The organism is Oenococcus sp. (assembly GCF_047725585.1).
GTDB classification, from domain to species: Bacteria; Bacillota; Bacilli; order Lactobacillales; family Lactobacillaceae; genus Oenococcus; species Oenococcus kitaharae_A.
This window is the reverse complement of the sequence record NZ_JBDNNF010000001.1, coordinates 325,070-342,298: the sequence shown is the minus strand read 5'-3', so window position 1 is coordinate 342,298 and position 17,229 is coordinate 325,070. Positions and strand designations below refer to the sequence as shown.

16 protein-coding genes are annotated in these 17,229 nt (G+C 43.7%); 13 read left to right on the top strand and 3 right to left on the bottom strand.

Annotated elements, in window-relative coordinates; genetic code table 11:
- The first annotated feature begins 34 nt into the window (after nt 1-34).
- The gene (locus tag ABF487_RS01630; RefSeq protein ID WP_007744548.1) at nt 35-478 is read left to right on the top strand and encodes a CopY/TcrY family copper transport repressor; all 444 of its coding nucleotides are present in this window, start codon (nt 35-37) and stop codon (nt 476-478) included.
- On the top strand, nt 475-2,616 hold the full coding sequence (locus tag ABF487_RS01625) for a copper-translocating P-type ATPase (protein ID WP_415634300.1): 2,142 nt from the start codon (nt 475-477) through the stop codon (nt 2,614-2,616). Before ABF487_RS01630 ends, ABF487_RS01625 begins: the two co-directional genes overlap by 4 nt.
- A gap of 42 nt (nt 2,617-2,658) precedes the next feature.
- Here the strand turns inward: ABF487_RS01625 and ABF487_RS01620 are convergent, their stop codons facing one another.
- Together ABF487_RS01620 and ABF487_RS01615 are read right to left on the bottom strand one after the other, a co-directional pair.
- Entirely contained in the window at nt 2,659-3,099 is a 441-nt protein-coding gene (locus ABF487_RS01620) for a universal stress protein (protein WP_263779439.1), read from the bottom strand.
- A gap of 70 nt (nt 3,100-3,169) precedes the next feature.
- The gene (locus tag ABF487_RS01615) at nt 3,170-3,754 is read right to left on the bottom strand and encodes a TMEM175 family protein (protein ID WP_263779440.1); all 585 of its coding nucleotides are present in this window, start codon (nt 3,752-3,754) and stop codon (nt 3,170-3,172) included.
- A gap of 55 nt (nt 3,755-3,809) precedes the next feature.
- Here ABF487_RS01615 and ABF487_RS01610 point away from each other — a divergent pair, with 55 nt between their 5' ends.
- Nucleotides 3,810-5,324, top strand: coding sequence for an ABC transporter permease/substrate-binding protein (locus ABF487_RS01610; RefSeq protein WP_415634299.1), 1,515 nt, complete (start codon nt 3,810-3,812; stop codon nt 5,322-5,324).
- A gap of 9 nt (nt 5,325-5,333) precedes the next feature.
- Here the strand turns inward: ABF487_RS01610 and ABF487_RS01605 are convergent, their stop codons facing one another.
- Nucleotides 5,334-6,560, bottom strand: coding sequence for an MFS transporter (locus tag ABF487_RS01605; protein ID WP_007744534.1), 1,227 nt, complete (start codon nt 6,558-6,560; stop codon nt 5,334-5,336).
- 409 nt (nt 6,561-6,969) lie between these two features.
- Here ABF487_RS01605 and ABF487_RS01600 point away from each other — a divergent pair, with 409 nt between their 5' ends.
- The 10 genes from ABF487_RS01600 to ABF487_RS01555 all read left to right on the top strand — a co-directional run bounded on the left by ABF487_RS01600 (nt 6,970) and on the right by ABF487_RS01555 (nt 17,224).
- The gene (locus ABF487_RS01600; RefSeq protein ID WP_415634298.1) at nt 6,970-8,355 is read left to right on the top strand and encodes a UDP-N-acetylmuramoyl-tripeptide--D-alanyl-D-alanine ligase; all 1,386 of its coding nucleotides are present in this window, start codon (nt 6,970-6,972) and stop codon (nt 8,353-8,355) included.
- Between the two features lie 112 nt (nt 8,356-8,467).
- On the top strand, nt 8,468-10,045 hold the full coding sequence (locus ABF487_RS01595) for a DEAD/DEAH box helicase (RefSeq protein ID WP_007744530.1): 1,578 nt from the start codon (nt 8,468-8,470) through the stop codon (nt 10,043-10,045).
- Nucleotides 10,042-10,437: a holo-ACP synthase gene (acpS, locus tag ABF487_RS01590; protein ID WP_007744528.1), complete on the top strand. Its 396-nt coding sequence runs from the start codon at nt 10,042-10,044 to the stop codon at nt 10,435-10,437. Before ABF487_RS01595 ends, acpS begins: the two co-directional genes overlap by 4 nt.
- Nucleotides 10,418-11,578, top strand: coding sequence for an alanine racemase (alr, locus tag ABF487_RS01585; RefSeq protein ID WP_007744526.1), 1,161 nt, complete (start codon nt 10,418-10,420; stop codon nt 11,576-11,578). Before acpS ends, alr begins: the two co-directional genes overlap by 20 nt.
- Nucleotides 11,571-11,927, top strand: coding sequence for a type II toxin-antitoxin system PemK/MazF family toxin (locus tag ABF487_RS01580; protein ID WP_007744524.1), 357 nt, complete (start codon nt 11,571-11,573; stop codon nt 11,925-11,927). Before alr ends, ABF487_RS01580 begins: the two co-directional genes overlap by 8 nt.
- Nucleotides 11,928-12,015: 88 nt before the next feature.
- Entirely contained in the window at nt 12,016-13,086 is a 1,071-nt protein-coding gene (locus ABF487_RS01575; protein WP_415634297.1) for an AEC family transporter, read from the top strand.
- Between the two features lie 26 nt (nt 13,087-13,112).
- Nucleotides 13,113-14,117, top strand: coding sequence for an NAD(P)-dependent oxidoreductase (locus ABF487_RS01570; protein ID WP_415634296.1), 1,005 nt, complete (start codon nt 13,113-13,115; stop codon nt 14,115-14,117).
- A 109-nt stretch (nt 14,118-14,226) separates the two neighbouring features.
- Entirely contained in the window at nt 14,227-15,264 is a 1,038-nt protein-coding gene (locus tag ABF487_RS01565; RefSeq protein ID WP_148126080.1) for an ABC transporter ATP-binding protein, read from the top strand.
- Complete coding sequence (locus ABF487_RS01560) at nt 15,261-16,262, top strand: ATP-binding cassette domain-containing protein (protein ID WP_007744517.1); 1,002 nt, start codon at nt 15,261-15,263, stop codon at nt 16,260-16,262. The genes ABF487_RS01565 and ABF487_RS01560 overlap by 4 nt, the downstream gene beginning before the upstream one ends.
- A gap of 2 nt (nt 16,263-16,264) precedes the next feature.
- Nucleotides 16,265-17,224, top strand: a complete 960-nt coding sequence (locus ABF487_RS01555) for an ABC transporter permease (RefSeq protein WP_007744516.1) — start codon at nt 16,265-16,267, stop codon at nt 17,222-17,224.
- Nucleotides 17,225-17,229: the final 5 nt, after the last annotated feature.

Genomic DNA, 17,229 nt, shown 5'->3' with positions numbered 1-17,229 from the left:
ACATTTTAGTTTACAAGTGTAGACTTTTAATTAGATGACAAATGTAAACTTAAAAAAAGAACCTATCTCAAATGCTGAATGGCGTGTGATGCGGATTATTTGGTCTCTTGGTTCGGCGACTACGGCTGAGGTAATTGAGAATTTGGACCAGCAGGAAGATTGGCAGCCTTCGACTGTTAAGACCTTAATGCGGCGTTTAGAAAACAAAGGCTACTTGACCGATGACGGTGTTGTTCGCGGCCGAAGTTTTGCGCCTTTAATTTCTGAAAGCGATGCCATGCTGAGTGCTGGGGATGATTTATTCAGCTCGATGTGTGCGATGAAAAAAGGCATGGTTTTAACACATTTAGTAGAGGACACGGATATTTCCAAGTCCGACATTGACGAAATGATCACTATATTGACAGCAAAAAAAGTTGATGCACCTGATATGGTAGCTTGCGATTGTCTGCCGGGGAAAGGAATGGCCTGCAAATGAGCATGGATGATATGAAAAATATGGATATGGGTAAATCTGATAGTGGTGAAAACAAGTCCATGGCCGATATGCATCAGCATATGGATATGCCCCCTAAAGCTGCTGATCACAGCCATAGTATGTCAGGAATGAAAATGGCTCACATGGATATGGACGTGGATGATATGAGCAGCCATGCCCAGCATCATGATATGCCAGGTATGAAGATGGATCATGCTGATATGATGGCCGCCGCCGATTTTAAGGGTAAATTTTGGGTTTCGTTGGTTCTCACAATTCCAGTTCTGCTCTTATCAAATCTGATGGGTTTGCTCAAAACGCCGATCATTCTTTTTCCGGCTTCTCAATGGCTCGCAGCTGTGATTGCGACCGTCATTTTCGTATATGGCGGTGGTCTCTTTCTTCAACATGCTCGCATGGAATTACAAATGCACAAGCCGGCGATGATGAGTTTGATTGCCATGGCTATTATCGTGGCTTATCTTTATAGTGTATATGCCCTCGTTACCGGCATGGGGATGGACTTTTGGCTGGAGCTGACTACTTTGATCGATGTCATGCTTTTAGGGCATTGGATTGAGCAGACCGCCACAAATAAAGCTGGCAGTGCTGTTGAAAAAATGGCTGAATTACTCCCAGCTCAAGCCATTGTGATTCATGCTGGCGGTCATCAAATGCTGATGCCTTTGTCTACAGTTAAAATCGGTGATACGGTACTCGTTAAAAATGGTCAAAAGGTACCCGTTGACGGCAAAATTATTAGCGGATCATCTGCAGTTAACGAGTCGATGCTGACTGGCGAAAGCCGGCCCGTGGCCAAAAAAGTTGGTGACCGAGTCATTGGCGGGTCCTTGAATGGGGACGGCAGTTTGCAAGTGCAGGTGACTGGTACTGGCGAATCTGGTTTTGTGGCACAAGTCATGGAAATGATCAGTAATGCTCAAAAGCAGAAATCGAAATCCGAAAACATGGCCGATACAGTTGCTTCCTGGCTATTTTATGTTGCGCTGGTGGTCGGAATTCTGACCTTTGTTATCTGGCTGTTGGTCACACATGATTTTGACAGTGCGCTGCAGCGCTTGGTTACCGTTCTCGTGATTGCCTGCCCGCATGCTTTGGGAATCGCGATTCCGCTAGTGGTTGCCCGTTCCACATCGATTAGTGCTCAGACAGGGCTGCTCGTGCGCAACCGTCAAGCGATTGAAGATGCGACTAAGTTGGATACGATTGCTTTGGACAAGACTGGTACTTTAACAGAAGGTAAATTTGTCGTCAATGATTACAGCGATGATCGGACTTTAGCAATTATTGCAAGCTTGGAGCAGGCATCCAGTCATCCCTTGGCCAAAAGCATCATCAGTTTTGCTAAACATCAGCAATTACCCTTAACTAATGTTTCTGATTATAAAACCATTCCCGGCGCCGGATTGTCTGGTATAGTTGATGGCCAGCCATATCTTGTGGTTTCAGCAAAATATCTTAAGACGCAAGGGATCGCTTTTGATCAGCAAAAAAATGATCAATTAGAGGCCCAAGGAAATTCTCTATCATACTTGGTACACGCCGAAAAAGCACTAGCGTATGTTGCACAAGGTGATCAGATTCGATCCAACGCCAAGACGTTTATTGCTGCGTTAAAGACACGCGGTATCAAACCTGCGATGCTGACCGGCGACAATGCTGGTGCCGCTGCGCTTGTTTCGTCCAACTTGGGCATTGAGGATGTCTACCCGCAATTATTGCCTGATGATAAGGAAAAAATCATTGCATCTCTTTTAGAAAAAGGACATAAGGTTGCGATGGTTGGTGATGGTATCAACGATGCACCAAGTCTGGCTCGTGCTACCGTGGGAATTGCCATTGGTGCTGGTACTGATGTAGCAATTGATTCAGCCGATGTCGTTCTGGTTAAATCTGACCCATCTGATGTTATCCGTTTTATTGATATTGCAAAGGCCACGACTAAAAAGATGATTGAGAATCTGTGGTGGGGAGCCGGTTATAACTTAATTGCTATTCCGCTGGCAGCTGGCGTATTAGCTCCAATTGGTATCGTTTTATCACCGGCCGTCGGCGCGATTTTGATGGCTCTGTCTTCGATCGTGGTCGCAGCGAACGCTTTAACGCTGAAAGCCTAAAAACGGTCAAACAAAAAACGCGTTCAACAAGTGGATACGTTTTTATTTTGTGATCAGAACATCGATTTTAGCATTCCGGACAACAAAGGACGTAACTGAACCGATCAGCAGTTTTTCAAATTGATTTAAGCCGGTAGCACCAAGGATAAGCAGATCGGCATTATATTTTTTTGGAATCTGATAAGCGATCAGCTGTCTGGGAGACCCATATTCCACGTGAATCTGTACATCTTTGACGCCGGCTGCTATAGCCTCTTTTTTCAGTTTTTCAAGATCTTCTGTGGCTTCTTTAGTCAATTTTTCTAGAAAAGTATCATCGAAGGTGCCCATAGATTGCAGTGAAGGAGTATCAATCACATGCGTAATAACGAGCTTGGTATCCTCACCATGCAGCAGGGTCATTGTGACGGCTTTTTTGAAGGCATCTGTTGCTTCTTTACTGCCGTCGGTCGCAATTAAAATTGTATTGTATGCGTTTTCCATACCTTCAGTTTAAACACTTTTTAAAGGATTATCAATTCTCTGTTAGTGGCAAAATACTATAGTTATCGTGCTATTTTTCCAGTTTGTCGAGTTCTGGATTGTTGGACTTAAACGCCGTAATTGTAATCTCTACAGCAGCTAGAAGCAGCACGATTGGCGGCCAGAAAAATAAGATAATCAGCGATATTGGGTAAGCAATCCACCAGATAGAACGCAAGAATTTATATACGGGCATTTGCTTGATGGCCTCCGCACTTTCTTGATTGATAGCCGCGATTTGTTTGGAAAGATTTAAATAACTCGCCGCCCAAGCAGCATTGACCAATAAATAAAAAATGGCCGGCACCCTGCTATTGGGGTGTGCTCCGATAAAGGCTACTGCAAAGGGAATCAAGGATAAAGCGAGAACCCATAACATGTTTGACCAATAAACGTTTTTATTGATTCTTTGGGCAATAGCGAATAAATAATGATGGTTGTACCAAGAAACCCCGACATCAGCAAAAGCAATGATATAAGCGAGGAAGTAGACGCCATTTTCCTGCACTAAGGCTTGCCAGCTAGCGGTGTGAGGAACATGAAATTCCAAGACCATAATGGTTACCAATATGGCAATAATGGCGTCTGTGAAAGCTTCGAGTCTGTTTTTGTTCATGGGTCTATTTTAAACCGCTGGGATTTTTTTATTCTGACTTAAAATAAGGATATCTATGATCAATACTTTTTTGGATCGTCAATCACAATTTTATTTAGCTTTATGGCAGCATTTGCAGCTGACTTTCTTTGCACTCTTGATTGCTTCTTTGATCGCGATTCCTTTAGCGATTTATGTTTCTCGTCATGCTCGTCTCGTAGAATGGCTGCTGCAAGCTACTAGCAGCTTGCAGACGATTCCTAGTTTAGCTTTATTAGGCTTGCTGATTCCGTTAGTTGGGATTGGTTTTATGCCAGCACTGATTGCCTTATCTGTTTATGCTCTGCTGCCAATCTTCCAAAACAGTTATTTAGGCTTAAAAGAGGTAGACCCCGGCCTTGTCGAAGCTGGCCGTGCTTTAGGACTCTCACGATTTGAAATTTTAAGGTCAATCGAACTGCCTCTGGCCAAGCCCGCCATTATTGCCGGCATTCGTCTGGCAGCTGTCACAACAATCGGTACAGCTACTTTGGCAGCACTGGTAGGTGGTGGTGGATTGGGTGATTTCATCTTGTTGGGCATTGACCGGAATAACACAAATCTGATTATAATTGGTGCCTTGGCCTCTACTTTTATGGCTATTTTGATTGGCTGGCTGATTAATCAAACGACCCGGCTGCCAAAACAATTAGCAATTGCGATGCTTGCAGTTGTGTCATTTGGCATGATAACAGCGACAGCTTGGCCGGCGCTGGCTAGTGGTCAGCAGGATCGTATCGTGATTGCCGGGAAATTGGGTAGTGAACCTGAAATTTTAATCAATATGTATCAGGATTTGATCAAGCAGTCAGATCCAAAAGCACAAGTTACCTTAAAAGCAAACTTCGGCAAAACGAGTTTTCTCTTTTCGGCGCTAAAATCAGATAAAATATCCCTTTATCCTGAGTTTACAGGGACAATCACGCAGACGTTAGCCAAAGAACCGATTAAATTACCCACTGGCAGTGGTGCGGTACAGACTTATCAAGCAGCTAAAAAAGCCATGGCCGCACAACAGCTGACCCTGTTAAAACCGCTTGCTTATAATAATACCTATGGCATTGCAGTCAAAAAAAGTCTAGCCTTGCAATATCATATGAAAAACATTAGCGACCTGATTAATTTGCCAAATCCCAAAGCCGGCATGACCGGTGAATTTTTGGATCGGCCCGACGGCTGGCCAGGATTGGTTAAGAATTACCACCTGCCTAATATTCCTACCATTTCAATGGATCCTGATTTGCGTTATCAAGCCCTGAATGACAATCAAAGCAATTTAGTTGATGCCTACACAACGGATTCACAGCTGGCACAATATCATTTGGTTGTCTTAAAAGACCAGCATCACTTTTTTCCCGTTTATCAAGGTGCTCCTTTGATGAAAACACGTTTTGCAAAAAGCCATCCCAAGATTGTGTCCGCATTGAACCACTTGGCTGGCCATATTACTCAGGTACAAATGCAGCATATGAATTATCTGGTTAATGTGCGCCACTATTCGCCAGCACGTGTTGCAAAACATTATTTGAAAGTGACCGGCTTGTTGAGATAATGGCTTTGTTTAATTATTTGCGCGTACACGCAGAGGCTTGGAAAAAGCAAAGAAACTAGCCATATTCAACAGCATCATAATGCCGCTGACTATAAAGACGCCGCGATAATCAACGATATTGGCAACGAAGGAACCTAGCAGAGGGCCTAACACATTTCCCATGGCCAAAAAACTTTGATTATAAGAAAAGATACGGCTTGTAAATTCTTGTGGTGTTTCGTGTGCCATAATTGCTTGAATAGCAGGATTCATAGCGGCGTTGGTCAGGCCGATAAAGAGACGAAGCACAAATAAAATCCAGACGTTTGACACAAAGGCCATTGGTATCATTGAACAGACACCAAGCATAAAGCCGCCAATTAGAATTTTGTCTGATCCGATACGATCACCCAAGCGGCCAAAGCGCGGTGCAAAAATAACAGCGGTGATGCCTGGCGCAGCAGCCACTAAGCCGGCAATCACAGATAATTGGCTAAGGTGCGGGGAAATCAGTTCGCGGACGTATTGAGATAGGATCGGGTTGATAGAATTTGTCACCAGATTGACCACCATGGATGTGATAAACAAGCCAACTGTCATTAATGGGAAGTTCACAGACTTTAAAGCAGAGGGCTGTTTGCCCTGAGGTTTCTCTGTGATCAGAGTCGTTTTATCTTCATGAATTCCAAAAATGGTCAAAAAAGTCAGAATAAAGAAAATGATACCCGTTACAAAAAAAGGAACTCGGTAACCAAAAAGATTGGCCAAAACGCCTCCCAGCAGTGGTCCTAATAAGGCGCCTGATGTATATCCGGTCACAACAATGCCAAGGGAATGCCCGGCTTCTATTTTAGGTGTGTCTTTTGCGACCATGGCATTGGCGTTAGAGACATAGCCATTAAAAAAGCCCATTAGAAAGCGCAAACCGATTAAATGCCAGACACTTGTTGAAAAACCGGTCAGCGTATACACAATCGCCATGCCTAAGGCCGCCCGAATCAGCATCGGTTTTCGGCCAACACGGTCTGCCAGACGCCCCCAGATTGGTGATACAACGGCTGTCATTAAGAAGGTGGATGAAAAAGCAATACCAGAATAAAGGTTGACTTGGGAGCGAGTAAAGTTGCCAAGACTTTCGGTGAAGAGACTCAAAAAAGGCAGTACCTCACCCGATCCGACCCCAATAATAAAGGTTCCGAACCATAGAATATAAATATTTCTTTTCCAACTTGGCAGATCGTTGAGTCTTTTCAGCATGCTTACCCCTTAAATCGTTTTCATATTTTTCGATCGCAAACAAGCTGTTTTTAAACTGAATGGTATTGTGTGGTTTATTTAACTGTTCGGCTGTATATTCATAAGGCCTTCGGCTGCTGGAGTTGTATGTTTGCAGCTCTTGGCACACGATACAACCGCTTGCTTATTTGTGATTTTGTTTGGCAAAAATCTTTCGATCTTCAATGCGTACTCAACAGCTGATCTGTTTTTTCAGCTGTTGACATGCTTTTGCAAAATATTTCATTGCGGCTGCACCTAGCTAATCTAATTATACGCTATTCAAATCGGTCCAAATAAGGCTTAATTCGGCCGTGGCTCAAGAAAAGTTGCCGTTTAGTTGTCAATACCGATAAAATTAAAGAGTGGCAATAAGAGGCGATCATTAACAATGAAATATTCACTTAGTCAGGTAAACGAGATTGTTCATGGCAGACTGCTGAATATTGATGAGGGAAAGGCCCGACAGCTTTTTGTCACAAGTGTTGATTTTGATAGCCGCCGAATTAGACAGAACGGTTTGTTTCTACCTATATCTGATCATGATCATCCAAAAATACATGAAAAATTCGCCGATTATACAATTGCTGGCGTAGATGGCCATCTTTTTATTGATGCTGCTGCCAAAAAAGGCGCTGCAGCATCTCTAGCTGATCATTTTGTGGATAGCAAGCTTCCTATCATTCAGGTAGAAGATACACAGCTTGCTTTTTGGCAATTGGCAGCAGACTATTTGAAACGGATTAATCCAACTCGCATAGCCGTGACTGGCAGCAATGGTAAAACGACAACGAAAGATTTAATTGCCTCGATTTTGGCAACAAAATATCGTGTCCACCATACCGAAGCAAGCAACAATAACGAAATCGGTTTGCCAAAAACAATTTTAGATATGCCTGAGGATACACAGATTGCTGTATTTGAAATAGGGATGGACCGTCCTGGGCAGCTAACGGCGCTCTCTGGCCTGATTCAACCAGACATCGCTTTGATTACGATGATTGGCGAAGCACATATCGCTTTTTTTAAAACACGTGAGCGAATTGCAGACGCGAAAATAGAAATCATTACAGGTTTAAAGAAAGACGGCACATTCATTTATGACGGGGATGAACCCCTGCTGACGGCGCGCGCTGGGCAGTTTGCTGGCAGAAAAATCACATTTGGCCTGGGAGCACAAAATAGATACAAGCTAGAACATGTGTCATCGAATTCAACATTGTCGTTTGATCTCAATCAACAGCATTACCAAGTGAATTTGTTAGGTGCTTTTAATGCAAAAAATACAGCTGCAGCAATTGCAGCTGCTGAATGTTTTGACCTCACCCCCTCCGATATTCAAACTGGTTTGGACCAGTTGCAATTGACTAAAAACCGTTTGCAGCTTTTAAATGGCAGCCAGGGCGAGAAAATCATTTCTGATGTTTATAATTCAAACCCAACGGCGGCTAGAGAGGCGATTCACATTTTGCAGTCTTTTCCATCAAAGGGACATAAATTTTTGGTTCTTGGCGATATGCTTGAATTAGGGGATCAGGCTGCTGCGATGCACATGGCGCTCAAGGAGCCTATTCAAACCGCTGGATTTGATCATGTCTACTTAGTTGGCCCGCTCATGCAGAATCTGGCTCGAGATCTTAATGCGCCTCACTATGATCAAAAGTCTTTAGATCGTCTAACCACAGATTTAAAAGCGCAATTATCACCCGGCGATGTGGTTCTTTTGAAGGCGAGCCACGGTCTTCATTTGGAGAAAGTCGAACAATCATTAATATAATTTGCAAAACGCGAAGCAATCCCGTACACTTAACAGGAATGACTCGCTGCGTTGAGGCAACGGATTTTGCTAGCAGCACATTTACGTTTCGAAAATTTAGGAGATTATAATATTGAAATTTGAAGAATTTGGACTCAGTCCAGAACTTTTGGCTGCGGTCAAAAAGCATGGCTATGATGAAGCCACGCCGATCCAGGAAAAGACAATTCCTTTGATCCTGCAAGGAGTTGATGTTATTGGCCAAGCACAGACCGGTACAGGAAAGACGGCTGCCTTTGGTTTGCCAATCATCGAAAAGGCTGATCCGACAGACCCTCGGATTCAAGCGCTGATTATCAGTCCGACACGTGAGTTGGCTATGCAGACTGAAGAAGAGCTGAATAAGCTTGGTGAAGAAAAACATATCAAGACACAAGTTGTCTTTGGCGGTTATGACATTCGCCGCCAGATCCACGCCCTAAAAGATCACCCACAGGTTTTGGTGGGAACACCGGGCCGTTTGATTGATCATCTGAATCGCCACACGATTGATTTGCGCGCTATTCACACGCTGGTCTTGGATGAAGCCGATGAAATGCTGAATATGGGTTTCTTAGACGATATTGAGACGATTATTCACTATACACCAGACGAACGCCAGACTTTGCTCTTTTCGGCCACAATGCCGGAAGATATCAAAAGGGTAGGTGTTAAGTTCATGGAAGACCCTGAAGAGATTCACATCGCTTCTAAGGGCTTGACCATTGACCTTGTTGACCAATATTTGGTTAACACTCGGGAATATGAGAAATTTGATGCAATGTCGCGGTTGTTTGATGTTCAACAACCGGAATTAGCCATTGTCTTTGGCCGGACAAAGCGTCGTGTTGATGAACTGACCAAAGCATTACAGCTGCGCGGCTATAAAGCTGCTGGTATCCATGGCGACTTGGACCAGGCTGCACGTATGCGGACACTCCGTTCCTTTAAGAAAGGCGAATTACAGTTCTTAGTGGCAACAGATGTCGCTGCTCGTGGTTTGGATATCTCTGGTGTGACACATGTGTACAACTATGATATTCCGCAGGATCCGGATTCTTATGTGCATCGTATCGGCCGTACCGGCCGTGCCGGACATCATGGCATTTCAGTCACGTTTGTAGTACGTGGTGAAATTGATTATCTAAGAGCTATCGAAAAACTGACGAACAAGCGCATGGCAGCTTTGAAGCCGCCTACAGCTGAAGAAGCCCATTTGGCACGTTTAAAAAATGCTAAGTCGGCTGCATTTGAAGTACTGGGCAAGACCAGTTTGGACAAAGTTGAGGACGAAGCTGCGGAACTTGCCGATCAGTATGATGGCAAGATTCTGGCAGCGGCATTGTTGAATGCTTTGTCAAAAGACAGTGAACGGACGCGGCCAGTTGATATTGCAGCAGAGAAACCTCTGCCGCATCGCCATGGCGGCGGATCGGATCATGGTCATAGCAGCAGCCACGGAAACCGTTTTTCTGGCAGCAGCCGTAGTGATAGCAGTCATGGTCGTGGCGGACGCGGTGGTGATCGTCGTGGCGGCTTTAAGAGCGAGTTTACGATTGACCGTGGCCACAAACCAGCTGATCGTCGTAACCAAAAAATCCAGGCACGCCCTAAAGGCGTTGCTAAGGCTGCACCTAAAAAACGTGAATTTAAAATTGTTAAAAAATCATGAGTTTTAGAATCGGTATCGATATTGAATCTATAAGCGACATTAAAACGGCTGTTGAAAAACACAGCCGTTTTTTGGATAAAGTACTGACCGAATCTGAAAAAAAACAGCTCAGTCAGAGGAAAGGCGCAGCCTACTACGAGTATTTGGCGAGCCGTTTTTCTGCAAAAGAATCTTATGCTAAAGCGACCGGATTCGGAATTGGCAAACACGTCAATTTTACAGATATTGAGATTTTAGATGATGAATATGGCAAACCGGCCATTAATGTTTTTCGTAAATCCCGCCTAATTAACGCAAAAAATTGTCAGGTTTCAATCTCGCATAAGCTAAAATTAGATTTGGTAGCTACTGAGGTATTAATCGAGGTTGAAGATGGTAACAGCAATTCATAGACCCACTTGGTTGAGCGTTGATTTGGACGCCGCCACACATAATTTACAGGCAATCAGACGATGGACTAAAGCCAAGAAAGTTTATGCGGTTTTGAAGGCTAACGGTTACGGCCTAGGTGCCGTGCAATTGGCTCAGGCTTTTGAGACGACAGCAGCAGCTGATGCCTTTGTTGTTTCAAATCTTGATGAAGCTTTAGAACTGCGGCAAGCTGGTATTGTTAGGCCAATTTGGGTACTAGGCGCCTGGGGGTATGAGGACCTGGATCTTTTCATTAAAAACAAGATCGTGATAACAGTACCGAGTCTTGACTGGCTGCAGCATCTTCCTATATTATCCGGGCAGCTGATGCTCAGTCTTGCCATTGATACTGGCATGACACGTATTGGTTTTGATCAGGCTGACCAGATTGCGGCGGCCAAACAGCTGATTGATCAAAACCCGCAACTATCTCTTTTTTCTGTTTATACGCATTTTGCAACGGCCGATGAATCCGGTGAGCAAAGTCAGCATTATTTCGATATGCAGCTGCAGCGCTGGCACGATTTAGTTGATAGACAAGGGTTTGATCCTGACTTGTTTAGTATGGCTAATTCAGCAACTTGTATCTGGCACGCCGGAGATCCACGGATTTCTTTTGCGGCTATCCGTCCTGGCCAGCTGATTTCTGGCGTGAATGTCAGTAACGGTGATTTGCCTATGCCTCGGGATTTGCAGTTGGAAAAAGTGTTGGGTCTCTATACGGAACTAGCTGATGTTCGTTTCGTTAAAAAAGGACAAGCTTTGAGTTATGGCGCCACACAAACGATGCCGCAAGACGGTTACGTTGGTACGATGCCCTTTGGCTACAATGATGGCTGGCTGCGGCGAATGCAAGGCAGTTCCGTGTTGATTAATCAAAAGAAAATGCCGATTTTGGGCAGAATCACGATGGACCAGACGATGGTGCTCTTGGATCAGAAATACCCGCTCGGGACGCGTGTAACGCTAATTGGCAAAGATGGTCCGGAGGAAATTACATTGGAGTCGGTTGCGGCATACTCGCACACGATTGTGGATGAGATTCAGACTACTTTAGCACCTCGTATCAAACGGATTTATACAGGTGATTTAGCCGAAGTCATTGGTGCAAATAATGGTTAGGAAAAAAGTTCCTGAACGCGGAGATATTTATTTTGCAGATTTATCCCCGGTTATCGGTTCTGAACAAGGTGGTGTCCGGCCGGTATTGGTTTTGCAAAACGACACAGGAAACATCAAAGCACCAACCGTGATTATTGCTGCGATGACTTCAAAATTGTCTAAAACCAAGCTGCCGACGCATGTTTGGCTGCCGGCTCGTGCGACGAAACTTAAAAAGCCTTCGATTATTATGCTCGAACAGATCAGAACGATCGACAAACGGCGTTTGCACGATTTTGTTGACACCTTAGAAGAAAAAAATTTGAATGATGTTGTTAAAGCACTTAAAATCAGCCTGAATTTAGACTGATTTTTTATTTTTGTCGTTTTTTTCACAAGTGATATGATACAATTGAATCTTATGTGTGAAGAAAATAACATAACTTGGAGAGAAGATTATGAATATTGCTAATGCGATTCAATCGACCTTTGAAAACATGAATGTTGTAAAGGCGATTGTTTCGACAATTTCGATTATTTTATTAGGTTTTTACCTGCGCAAGCGCGGGACTTTTGGTGAAAATTTTGGAAAAGTTCTGACTAAAGTTGTCCTGGCAGTCGCTTTGCCGGCCTTAGCCTTTAATTCCTTTATGCAGGGCATTGATTACGCAACATTTAAACAAAGTATGAATGTCCTGATTTGGGGTATCGCCATTTATATCATTTTAATTTTTGTGACAAAATTTATGTACCTGAAATACGGTAAGGATAAGAGTGATGTGCTGCGTGTCCTAACTGATTTTGGTTCAACGACTTTCTTTGGTATTCCAATTGTGGCTGGCATTTTTGGGCCGACATCGAAAGCTGTGATTTATGCCTCAGTCTTTAATATTGGCTATCGTATCTTCCTTTATTCATACGGCTACATTAAGATGTCTGGCTTAAAAATGGAAGCGAAGAATATCAAACAGATGTTTTTAAATCCGATTGTGATTGCAACTTTTGCTGGTTTAATTCTCTGGCTGATTCAAAATGCTAGTTGGATTCCACATATGAATGTGGTTGATGCAGCCGGTGTCAAGAGCAGCGTTTCTTTTTATCGAATTGATTTGACCGCGCCTTGGATTAGCCAGCCGCTGATTTATCTGGCCGGTTTGGCTTCACCTCTGGCTTGGCTGGGTATTGGTTCGACGTTGGGATCGATTTCCTTAAGTAAAGCTGCTGTTGATCGCGATTCCTGGTACTATTCGTTTAATAAGGTATTATTGGTGCCTTTGATTAATATCGTGCTGTTGGCTATCCTGGCTCTTACTCACGTTCTGCCTGTGAGCGCTGATGCCTTGGAAACGATTGTCATCATGATGGCTACACCGACAGCTGCCGTTGCCTCGACTTACGCCATCGCTTTTGACCGGCAGGCCGTGTTGGCTTCTAACGCGTCGCTGCTATCGACAGTTGTCGCCACAGTGCTGATGCCTTTTTGGATCGTTGCTACGCAAATTTTAAGTGCGACAGGTCTGTTCAAATAACTAATTTTTAGATTAAGAGGAAAAAAATGACTTTTAAAATAGCTGCTTATGGTGTTCGCGAAAACGAAATCCAAAGTTTTAACGACTTGAATAAATATCACTACGATTTAAAATTGATTGCTGCAAATCTCACTCATGATAATGTCCAGACAGCTGAAGGCTGTGATGCTGTTTTGCTGCGTGGCAACAGTGTCGGTGATGTACAGAATTTAGACCAGCTAAAGGCTTACGGTGTTAAATATGTTTTCACACGTACGGTCGGTTACAACCATGTTGACCTAAAGGCTGCTGAAAAAAATGGTCAGATTGTCGCCTATGTGCCCGGTTACTCACCGTTTTCGGTTTCTGAACTAGCTTTTAGTCTAGGTTTGACGCTGCAACGGCATATTGCTTTAGCGACCTCTCGTACAGCTGCTGGGGATTTTAAAATTAAGCCAGATGAATTTGCAACAGAAATTCATGATTTAACAGTCGGCATTATTGGCACAGGCCGAATTGGTCTAGATGAGGCACTGTTGTGGAAAGGTGTCAATGCACATGTTCTTGGCTATGATTTATATCCATCTGAAGCAGGCAAAGAACTTTTGGAATATGTTGATGAAGATCAGATTTTGGCCCAATCCGACATCATCTCATTACACGTACCGTATTTCCCGAATAGCAATCACCATTATTTCAATCGGGATTATGTGGCTAAGATGAAAACCGGTGCCATATTAGTTAACACTGCTAGAGCTGAAATTATGGATGTATCTGCTATTTTGGATGCTGTGGCCTCCGGCAAGATTCAAGGCTTTGCGACTGACGTGATTGAAAATGAAGGTAGTATTTTTGGGAAGAACTTCAATGGCCAGCCTACTGGTGATTTCGAAGCGGATCGTGCCTTAAAGCTCTATCCCAAGGTTTTGATCACACCGCACATGGGTTCCTATACGCAAGAAGCGCTGCACGACATGATTTCGATTTCATATGAAAATTTCAACGATGTGCTGACAACAGGTACCAGCAAAAATGTTTTAAAAGCCAAATAATTTAAAAGACCTTTCTGAGAATTGGTCTTTTTCTTTGTGATTAATAATTGCTTTTTGTGTATAGTCATTACATACTATTAATTAAACTAAAAGAGAAAGGATTGAAATGATAATTGGCAAAAATTTGCTGGAAGCCAAAGGTGTCGGTGTTGATTTTAGAATCAATGGTGAATGGCTGACAGCACTTTATAACGTTGATCTCTCGGTAAAGCCTGGGGAAGTATTAGCGCTTGTTGGCGAATCGGGGTCTGGCAAGTCGACTTTTGCGATGTCCGTTATGGCTTTGCATAATCCCAACCAGTCGCGTGTGACTGGTTCGATTATGCTCGATGGTCATCAAATCGTTGACGCAACGGAAGCAGAAATGAGGGAGCTTCGCGGCGTTAAGGTCGGCATGATTTTCCAGGATCCCTTGTCTGCCTTAAACCCCTTAATGAAGATTGGCGACCAGATTCAGGAATCCATGTCAGCTCACTCAATTGTTCCTAAGGAACAATGGCAGGAACACACTATCAAGCTCCTTGATGAAGTAGGTATTTCCAAACCTGAATTAGTTGCTGATCAGTTTCCTCATGAATTATCTGGTGGTATGCGCCAGCGCGTTATGATCGCGATTGCGATTGCCAATGAACCCGATCTGCTGATTGCTGATGAACCAACTACGGCTTTGGATGTTACGATTCAGGCACAAATTTTGGATTTAATTAAGGAAATTCAAGCGGAAAAAAATATTGGTGTGTTGTTGATTACTCATGATTTGGGGGTTGTGGCCGAAATGGCGGACTCTGTGGCTGTTATGTATGCTGGTCAGATTGTTGAACGCGGGACTGCCGAACAAGTTTTTGAGAATCCTTTGCATCCTTATACGCGTTCGCTGCTGCGTGCTAATCCATCATTGGATACGCTGAATGATCAACTTTACGTCATTCCAGGCGTTGTACCTGCGTTGTCGGAAATGGATCATTCGCGTGATTTATTTTTGGAGCGTGTTCCTTGGATGCAGGAAGCCGCTAAAGAAAAAGTTTCTGATGTTCCGGCCGAACCCGAAGAAGGCCATTTTGTCCGTGGCAACGCATGGAAAGACTTCAAATTTCAAGATGGCTACCTTGAACCCGGCCGCAGACAAAAGGAGGCCCAAAGTAAATGACGGAATTATTGCGAATTGAAGACCTCAAAGTCCACTATCCGATTCGGACAGGTTTTTGGAATCGAATTACAGACTATGTTTATGCGGTTGATGGTGTTAATTTTTCAATCAATGAGGGTGAAACATATGGCTTGGTTGGCGAATCTGGTTCTGGTAAGACGACTATTGGATCGGTGATCGTTGGTTTAGAGAAAGCAACTGCTGGAAAAGTTATCTATAAGGGCCAGGATGTCACCAAAGCTTCGTCTCGGCGCAAGATACACTATAACCGAGATGTTCAAATGATTTTCCAGGATTCGATGTCTTCTTTGAACCCTAGAAAGACGGTTTATCAGATCATTGCTGAACCATTGCACAACTTTGAGCATTTGGATAACAATGCTATGGATAAACGTATCAAACAATTGCTTGATATTGTGGGCCTGCCGCAACGGACTTTATATCAGTATCCTTTCCAGTTTTCCGGCGGCCAGCGCCAAAGAATCGGTATTGCCCGAGCGGTTGCGACCAATCCCAAGCTCATTGTTGCTGATGAGCCAGTCTCGGCCTTGGATCTATCAGTCCAGGCTCAGGTATTGAATTTTATGAAGGACATTCAAAAAGAATTCAATATTTCCTATTTATTTATTAGCCATGATTTAGGCGTCGTTCGGCATATGACGAAAAATATTGCGATTATGCATTTGGGTCGTTTTGTTGAAATCGGTACTCGTGATGATGTTTTTGATGATCCACAGCACATTTATACAAAACGTCTATTGGCTGCGATTCCGGAAATGGATGTCACCAATCGTGAACAAAATAAAGCGCATCGTTTGGCAATTGAGAAGCAGTATCAGGACCACCATGCAGATTATTATGATGCCAGCGGCAGGCCGTATCCGATGCGCAAATTGACAGATACGCATTCTGTTGCGATGACGCGTGAAGAGGCCGAAGCGGCAGGTGTGGCTTCGGGCAAAGCTGAGGCTGATGCTTTGGCAAAGGGAGGAGAGTAACAATGTGGAAATTAATACTTCGTCGTTTTTTAATTATGATTCCACAATTAATTTTGATGACGATCCTGCTATTTGCACTTGCAAAGATGATGCCAGGAGACCCATTTACGGGACGTTTCTCAGCGCACACTGATATTCATACGCTATTAAGGCTTCGTCGGGAAGCAGGTTTGGACGATCCATGGCCAACACAATATTTTCGTTGGATTAATAATATTTTTCATGGTAATCTAGGAAATTCCTTTGTTTTGCAGAAGCCTGTCGCGACCTTACTGGGCCAAAGAATCCAGAATACCGTTTGGCTTGGCTTGTTGAGCTTAGGCCTAGTTTATACAATTGGTATTCCGACGGCCGTTGCTTCTGCGACCCATGAAGGATCTTTCAGAGACCGTTTCTGGACTACTTATAACTCAATTACAGGTGGTATCCCGGCATTCGTCATTTACATCTTTATGCTCTTCTTGTTTGGATTCACACTGAACTGGTTTCCTACGACGGGTTCTGTCAGCATCGATGCTAACGGTTTTTGGCCCGTATTGGGCAGCCGCTTTTATCATTTGATCCTGCCGGCGCTGTCAGTTGCTCTCTTCAGTACCGTCTCACTGTTCAATACCTTAAGGACCTCATTGCTTGATGCCCGCTCAGCTGATTATGTTCGGACAGCCAGAGCTAAGGGTGTTTCTAATAAACGTGTTTTCTGGCGTCATATTTTTAGAAATTCAATGCTCCCGGTTGCTTCTACCTTCGGTTTTGATCTTGTTGGGATTTTCTCCGGTGCGGTTATTCTGGAAACTGTTTTCGGTTATCCAGGCATGGGCAGGCTATTCGTTCAATCTATCACGACGCGTGATTATACAACAATGAATGCCATCATGCTGTTTTCTGGAACCTTGACGCTTATTGGATCCATGCTGAACGATATTATTATGTCTTGGGTTGATCCAAGAATCAGGATTAAATAAGGAGG